At 64.4% G+C, this 6,841-nt stretch carries 5 protein-coding genes; all 5 read right to left on the bottom strand.

Going from position 1 to position 6,841, the window contains the following annotated elements:
* Window positions 1-98: 98 nt before the first annotated feature.
* The 5 genes from EHH60_RS15545 to ugpB all read right to left on the bottom strand — a co-directional run bounded on the left by EHH60_RS15545 (window position 99) and on the right by ugpB (window position 6,791).
* Window positions 99-998 carry an ABC transporter permease gene (locus tag EHH60_RS15545; protein ID WP_124160331.1) on the bottom strand — a complete coding sequence of 300 codons (900 nt, stop codon included), beginning with the start codon at window positions 996-998 and terminating at the stop codon, window positions 99-101.
* Between the two features lie 211 nt (window positions 999-1,209).
* On the bottom strand, window positions 1,210-2,223 hold the full coding sequence (locus tag EHH60_RS15540; protein WP_124160330.1) for an ABC transporter permease: 1,014 nt from the start codon (window positions 2,221-2,223) through the stop codon (window positions 1,210-1,212).
* Window positions 2,224-2,438: 215 nt separating this feature from the next.
* On the bottom strand, window positions 2,439-4,061 hold the full coding sequence (locus tag EHH60_RS15535) for an ABC transporter substrate-binding protein (protein ID WP_124160329.1): 1,623 nt from the start codon (window positions 4,059-4,061) through the stop codon (window positions 2,439-2,441).
* Window positions 4,062-4,435: 374 nt separating this feature from the next.
* Window positions 4,436-5,395: an aminoglycoside phosphotransferase family protein gene (locus EHH60_RS15530; RefSeq protein WP_124160328.1), complete on the bottom strand. Its 960-nt coding sequence runs from the start codon at window positions 5,393-5,395 to the stop codon at window positions 4,436-4,438.
* A 73-nt stretch (window positions 5,396-5,468) separates the two neighbouring features.
* A complete protein-coding gene (gene ugpB / locus EHH60_RS15525) occupies window positions 5,469-6,791 on the bottom strand; it encodes a sn-glycerol-3-phosphate ABC transporter substrate-binding protein UgpB (protein ID WP_199751490.1) in 1,323 nt (440 codons plus the stop codon).
* Between the last annotated feature and the right edge of the window lie 50 nt (window positions 6,792-6,841).

The raw sequence follows: 6,841 nt of genomic DNA, 5'->3' as shown, positions 1-6,841 counted from the left end.
CTCCCCAACCCTCCCCCACAAGGGGGGAGGGAGCGAGAGGACAGTGCCCTCCTCACCAGTCAGTCTCGCTTCGCTCGCCGCTGACTGAAGACCAACCATCACGTCCTCCGCTGGGGGTCGACGATGTCGCGCAGTCCGTCGCCGAGGAGGTTGAAGCAGAACACCGCGATCATCAGGGCAAGGCCGGGGAATAGCGCGATCCACCATTCGCCCGAGACCATGAAGCCCGCGCCTTCGGCGACCATGATGCCCCATTCGGCGGTAGGAGGCCGGACGCCGAGGCCGATGAAGGACAGGCCCGCGGCGTTGAGGATGGCGTAGCCCATGGTCAGCGACATCTGCACGATCATGATCGGCATGATGTTCGGGAGAATGTGCACCAGGAGGATGCGGAATTCGCCGTTGCCGGAGAGGCGCGCGGCCTGCACGAAGCCGGCATTGCGACGGACATTGGCTTCGGCGCGCGCGACGCGGGCATAGAGCGGAAAGTTCACGATCGCGGTGGCGAGGATGATGTTCTGCACGGTATTGCCGAGCGCGGCGACGATGCCCATGGCGAGCACGAACAGCGGGAAGGCCATGATGGTGTCGGCGATGCGGCCGACGACGCGATCGGTCCAGCCGCCGAAATAGCCGGCGGCAATGCCGGCAAGGCCGCCCATCAGGAACACCAGCGCGACCGAGGCGATCGCGATGAAGACGTCGAGCCGCGTGGCGACGATGACGCGGCTGAAGATGTCGCGCCCGAGCTGGTCGGTGCCGAACCAGTGCGCCGCCGACGGCGGCTTCAGGGCCGCCGCGGTGTCGGAGGCGAGCGGATCGTACGGCACCACAGAGGGCCCGAAGATCGCGGCAGCGAGGATCAGGATCAGCAGCGCGAAGGCAAAGCCCGTGACCTTGTTCTCGCCGAGGACATAGCGGGTCTGTTCGAGGATCGCTGATAGTCCCGACGTGCGGGCGGGACCGACGGGTTCAACAGCAGGCGCAACGGAGCTCATGGTTTTACTCCTGGTGCTTCATGAATTTGGATAGCGAGCTGGGAGTTGGCTTCACCTCTCCCGCTTGCGGGAGAGGTCGGCGCAACGCGCCGGGAGAGGGCTCTCGCCTCTTGGGGGTTCTCGCCCGCGGAGACACCCGCTCCCCAGCCCTCCCCCGCAAGCGGGGGAGGGAGCGCACCGGTCGCGTGTCTCGCATCGAATGCGATCATGGCTAGCCCTCCAGCCGCACGCGCGGATCGATCACGCCGTACAAAATGTCGATGATCAGATTGAGCAGCACGTACATCACCGCCATGGTCAGCACAAAACCCTGCACCGGCGCGAAGTCCGACGAGATCAGCGCTTCCACGGCGTAGGAGCCGATGCCGGGCCAGGCGAACACTTTCTCGACCAGCACGTTGGCGCCCAGCAGGAACGAGAACACCATGCTGAGCGTGGTGATGACCGGCAGCATCGCATTGCGGAAGGCGTAGGTGACGATCACGGTTGCGGGCGACAGGCCGCTGGCGCGCGCGGTGCGGACGAACTCGCTGGCGAGCACCGCCAGCATCGAGGCGCGCGTCATGCGCGCGATCGGCGCCAGCGAAAAGATCGCGAGCGTCGTCGCGGGAAGAATGAGCTGGCTCAGCGCCGAGCGGAATGCCTCGACGTCGCGCGCCAGCAGGGTGTCGATCAGGTAGAAGCCGGTCACCGTCGGCGGCGCGCTGTAGAACACGTCGAGACGGCCGAGTGGCGCGGGCGACCAGCCCAGGCGGAAGTAGAACACATAGACCAGCACGAGGCCGGTGAAGAACACCGGCAGCGACACGCCGGCCGTTGTCGTGACGCGGCAGAGATGGTCGATCCATGATCCTGGCCGGGTTGCCGCCAGCACGCCGAGCGGAATGGCGATGACGATCGAGACCAAGAGGCCGAGCAGTGTCAGCTCGGCGGAGGCCGGCAGGCGGTTGCGGATCTCCGCCGCGACCGGTTGTCCCGTGGTGAGCGAGTTGCCGAAATCGCCATGGGCGAGATCATTGGTGTAGCGGAAGAACTGTTCGATGAGCGGTCTGTCGAGGCCGAGTTTCTTGCGGATCTGCTCGACGGCTTCCTTTGTCGCAGCGGGACCGGCGAAATAGGCGGCGGGATCGCCAGGAAGCGCGCGCGTCAGCAGAAAGGTGACGATGACGACGCCGATCAGCGAGGGAATCGCGAACATCAGGCGCTTGCCGATCATGGTCAGCATGGGGCGCTCCGCGGGCTTGCTTCGCCTCTCCCGCTTGCGGGAGAGGCCGACGCGCTCGCAGAGCGCGGCGGGTGAGGGCTCTTGCCGCGCGGGGATAGCCTCCGCATGTCTCGACAATCCCGCCGGGGAGATACCCCCACCCCAGCCCTCCCCCGCAAGCGGGAGAGGGAGCCCAGTGCCGATGCCGATGCGTCGCCGACGATCAGCATGTCCCGTCACCCCTTCGCCATCGCGCGATAATCCAGGCGGCGGTGGAACCAGTATTGGTAGCCGCTGATGTTCTTCTGCATCGCGACGTTGACGAACGGCTGGTACAGCGAGATGCGCGGGATGTCGCTGTAGGCGAGATCGACGAAGCCCTTCACGTCGGCATCATAGGTGGCCTTGTCGCCGGTGGCCGCGGCGGTGCGCGCGCCGTCGATGAGCTTGTCCATCTCCGCCGACTTGTAGCTCATGGTGTTGAAGACGGAATTGTTGCCGTGATAGCACCAGTAGAAGAAGTATTCGGGATAATCGAGCCAACCCGAGAACACGTTGGTGAAGAGCGGCATCTCCTTCTTGTTCAACTCGGTGCGCCAGTTGGCGCCCGGCACCTTGTTGATGGTGGTCTTGATGCCGAGCTGGGCGAGCGATTCCTGCACCAGCACACACAGCGGTTCGTTGACGCCGGCGAAATTGAGATCGAACGAGATCGTGGTCTCGAAGCCGTTGGGGTAGCCTGCTTCGGCCAATAGCGCCTTCGCCTTCGCCATGTCGGTGTTGAACTTGTGCGGCTGCGGCCAGGCGACCTCGGTGGCCTTGTCCGCGGGCGCGCCGAACATCGGGTTGCCGAGGCCGAACAGCACGGCGTCCATGATCTTCTGATACGGCATCGCATAGGCCATCGCCTGCCGCACCTTCGGATTGTCGAAGGGCGGCTTGGTCACGTTCATGCCGATATACTGGATGCCGTTGGAGAACGGCAGCGACACCACGTTGAGCTTGCCGTTCGCCTTCATCTCCTGGAAATCCTTGAACGGCAGCTCGTAGGAAATGTCGGCGTCGCCGCGCTCAAGCAGCGCACGGCGGTTGCCGGCCTGCGGCACCATGCGCCAGATCACGCGCTTGATCTTCGGCAGCGGACCGCAGACCCAATCGTCATTGCGCTCCATCACCACCTCGGTGCCGGCGGTCCATTTCACCACCTTGTAGGCGCCGGAGCCCGCGGTCTGCTGCTTGGTGTATTCGAGACCCCAGGGATCCTTCTCGCTGGCGTTCTTCTTCACCAGTTCCGAGTTGACGATGCAGGGCACGATGACGGCAAGATCGGGGACCGTGAGCCTGTCCTTCTTCAGGAAGTCGACGCGCACGGTGTGATCGTCGACCACGACGAACTGCTCCGGCTTGGTCAGCGAGCCCGCGCTCATCTGGAAGGTCGGGAAACCGCCGACGCTGACGGCGCGGTCGAGCGACCACTTCACGTCCTTGGCGGTAACAGGCGCGCCGTCGTGGAATTTGGCGTTCTTCTTCAGCTTGAAGGTGACCGACATGTCGTCGATCTTGAAGTCCTCGGCGAGTTCGCCCTTAAACTTGTCGCGGTCGTAATAGGGCACGCCGCCGGGGCCGCTCTTCATCTCGTGGCTGATCAGGCGGTCGTAGCAATTCCAGGACACCTCATAACCGGGCACGTTGGTGCCGACGCCGTGGATGTCGAGATTGTTGGGGCCGCCCTCCGAGACGATCAGCAGCGTCTCCGAGCGGGCATCGGCCTTGGCCGGGGAGATCACGGACGGCATGGCCGGAAGCGCCGCTCCGGCGGCCAACCCGGAAACGGATTTGAGGAAATCGCGGCGCTTCATGAAATCGCTCCAACGCAAAAGTTTCTGGTTGGAACTGGATTCGCAAGGTTTGTGCCAGAGCTTAACAGGATACAAAATTTGCCATAAGCAGCTGATATTACAGAAGATTACTGCGTTTCACTTGAATTGTATGGCGGATCGAATTGCATACAAAGGGAGGCAATTGCATAAAAATTAAGCTGCAAAATCTCGGAGCCCATCGAGGAGGCGGACAGATCCTTGGCGACCGGGCCTCAGCAACACCCTCCCCCGTCATTCCGGGGCGATGCGCAGCATCGAGCCCGGACTCCATCGGGCGGCAACACGCGCGGGACAAGAGATTCCGGGCTCGCCGCTCCGCGGCGCCCCGGAATGACCGGGGAGGCGTGGCGCGCTCAGCCGGGCCAGATCAGCTCCTGCAGCTCAATGAGGTCATCCGCCTGCTCCTGCCAGCCCTCGATACAGATGTGCGCGTTGAGATCGCTGGCGCGGTGCAGCAGCATCAGGGCCATCAGGCGCCGCCTGAGCGCATCGTCCGGCGTCGCATAGCCAAAACCTTCGAGCAGGCTGCGCACCCGGCCGGGCCGACCCGCCGCCATGAAGGCGCTGGGGCCGAGCAGGTCGTAATCGCGCCATCCGGCGAGGACATCGCCGAAGTCGAACAGGCCGGCAAGCGACCATTGGCCGTCATGGCAGGCGAGCAGGAAGTTCTCGGGAATGTACTCCCCGATCAGGATCACCGGCGGCGCATCCATCGGGATGAGCCTGCCCGCATCGCGGAGGAGATCGTCGAGACCGGCCAGGAATTTTGGCGCAAGGCCGAGACGGGTGTGCCGCGCCCTGCAGCCCTGCATCTGCCTGCGCATGAACGCGTCCCAGCGCGGCTCGACCTGCGCGAGCGCGCCGAGCGGGGCGCGCTGCACGGAAGCGATGGTCTCGCCGATCTGGCGCAGCACGCGCTCCTTCTGGTCTTCTGGCAAATGCGGCCAGACCTCCGAGCCGAGCGTGCCGGCAAGGCGCGTGATGACGAGGTAGGGCCAGCCGTCGCGCTCGCCCTCCGCCACGATCTCGGGGATCGGCAACTGCAAACGGCCGGCAAGCTGCGACAGCGAGCCGCGCTCGGAGACGAATTGCGCGCGCAAAAGCGGCGGGAAGATCTTCAGGATCAGCGTTTCACCCAGGCCGACCACGAGGTTGGTGCCAGTCGCAAACACGTGCGGGGCGCTGACATCGAGACCGTGGCTGCGCGCGACGTCGAGCGCGATGGGGAGCCATTGTGAGGGAGCTGAGCGAAAGGCGCGGAGGCTTGCGGCGTCGGTGACGTCAGGGAGTTGTTTCGACGGTGTGGCTGTCATCTGCGTATCAAAAGAAGGATTGGCTTTGGCCGACTCGGTGCAAGCCCGGCGCTCGGTGCACCTCTCCAACCCGCTACCTATCCGGACTTGCTCGCTCGAACTGGCGCAGCAGCTTGTTGCCACGCTCGACGGCGGAATCGAGTGCTGATTGCGCGCTCTTCTGGCCGGCGAAGGCCTGCTCGAGCTCGTCCTCGATGGCGCCGCGGATCAGGCTGAAGGAGCCGAGCCGGATGCCCTTGGAGTTCTCCGTCGGCGGATGCAGCGTGATCTCCTCGAACGAGATCGCCGAACCCGGATTGCGCTCGTAGAACCCCTGCGACCGCGTCAGCTCGAAGGCGGCGCGGGTCACAGGCAGATAGCCGGTGTTCTGGTGCCAGGCAGCCTGCACGGCCGGTTGCGACAGATAGGCGAAGAATCGCGCGACGCCCTTGTATTCCTCGCGGGGACGGTCGCGCAGCACCCAAAGCGTGGCGCCGCCAATGATCGAGTTCTGCGGTGCGTCCTTCACATCGGGCCAGTACGGCATCATGCCGTAGCCGATCTCGAACTTCGAATTCGCCTTGATGTCGGCGCGCGTCGCCGAGGAGCCGATGAAGATGCCGCATTCGCCTTTCTGGAAGCGCGGCTCGGCTGATTGCCCGCGGCCGCTATAGTCGAACAGCCTGGTCTTCTGCCAATCTGCAAGTTGGGCGATGTGCTTGACGAGAAGCGGATTGTTGATGGTCAATTCGGCATCAAGCCCGGCAAAGCCGTTCGCCCGCGTCGCCAGCGACAAATTGTGGAAGGCGGAGAAATTCTCGACATGGATCCAGGACGGCCAGGACGTGGTGAAGCCGCAAGGAGCACCACGGTCGCGCAGGCGCTTCGCGGCCGCCCCCAATTCCGGCCAGGTCTTCGGCGGCGCCTCCGGATCGAGGCCCGCCTCGCGGAACATGGTCTTGTTGTAATACAGGATCGGGGTCGAGGAATTGAACGGGAAGGACAACAGATTGCCGGACGCATCGGTGTAGTAGCCGGAGACCGCGGGCAGGTAATCCTCCAGCGAGAACGGCTCGCCCTGGTCCCGCATCAGGCTGAACACCGGATAGATCGCGCCCTTGGCCGCGGTCATCGTCGCGGTGGCGACCTCGTTGACCTGGACGATCGCGGGCTGGCTGCGCGAACGGAAGGCGAAAATCGCCGCCGTCACCGTTTCGGTGTAATTGCCCTTGTAGGCAGGCACGATCCGGTAGTCGGACTGCGAGATATTGAAGTCGGAGGCGAGCTTGTCGAGCTGCCGGCCGAGCTCGCCGGACATGGCGTGCCACAGCGCAATGTCGGTGGCGGCACGGGCGGGAGCGGCCAATGAGAGTGCCGCAAAGGCGGCGACGAACTGCAAAAGGCGCAGTGCTGGCATCACGATGGCTCTTCCCTTGCCGCGTGCCGGAAGGCGGTTGCCTTGCTTAA

The sequence above is a fragment of the Bradyrhizobium sp. RP6 genome (genome assembly GCF_003837805.1).
GTDB lineage: Bacteria > Pseudomonadota > Alphaproteobacteria > Rhizobiales > Xanthobacteraceae > Bradyrhizobium.
Note: the sequence above shows the minus strand (reverse complement) of the source record. Positions and strands in the feature narration are given on the sequence as shown.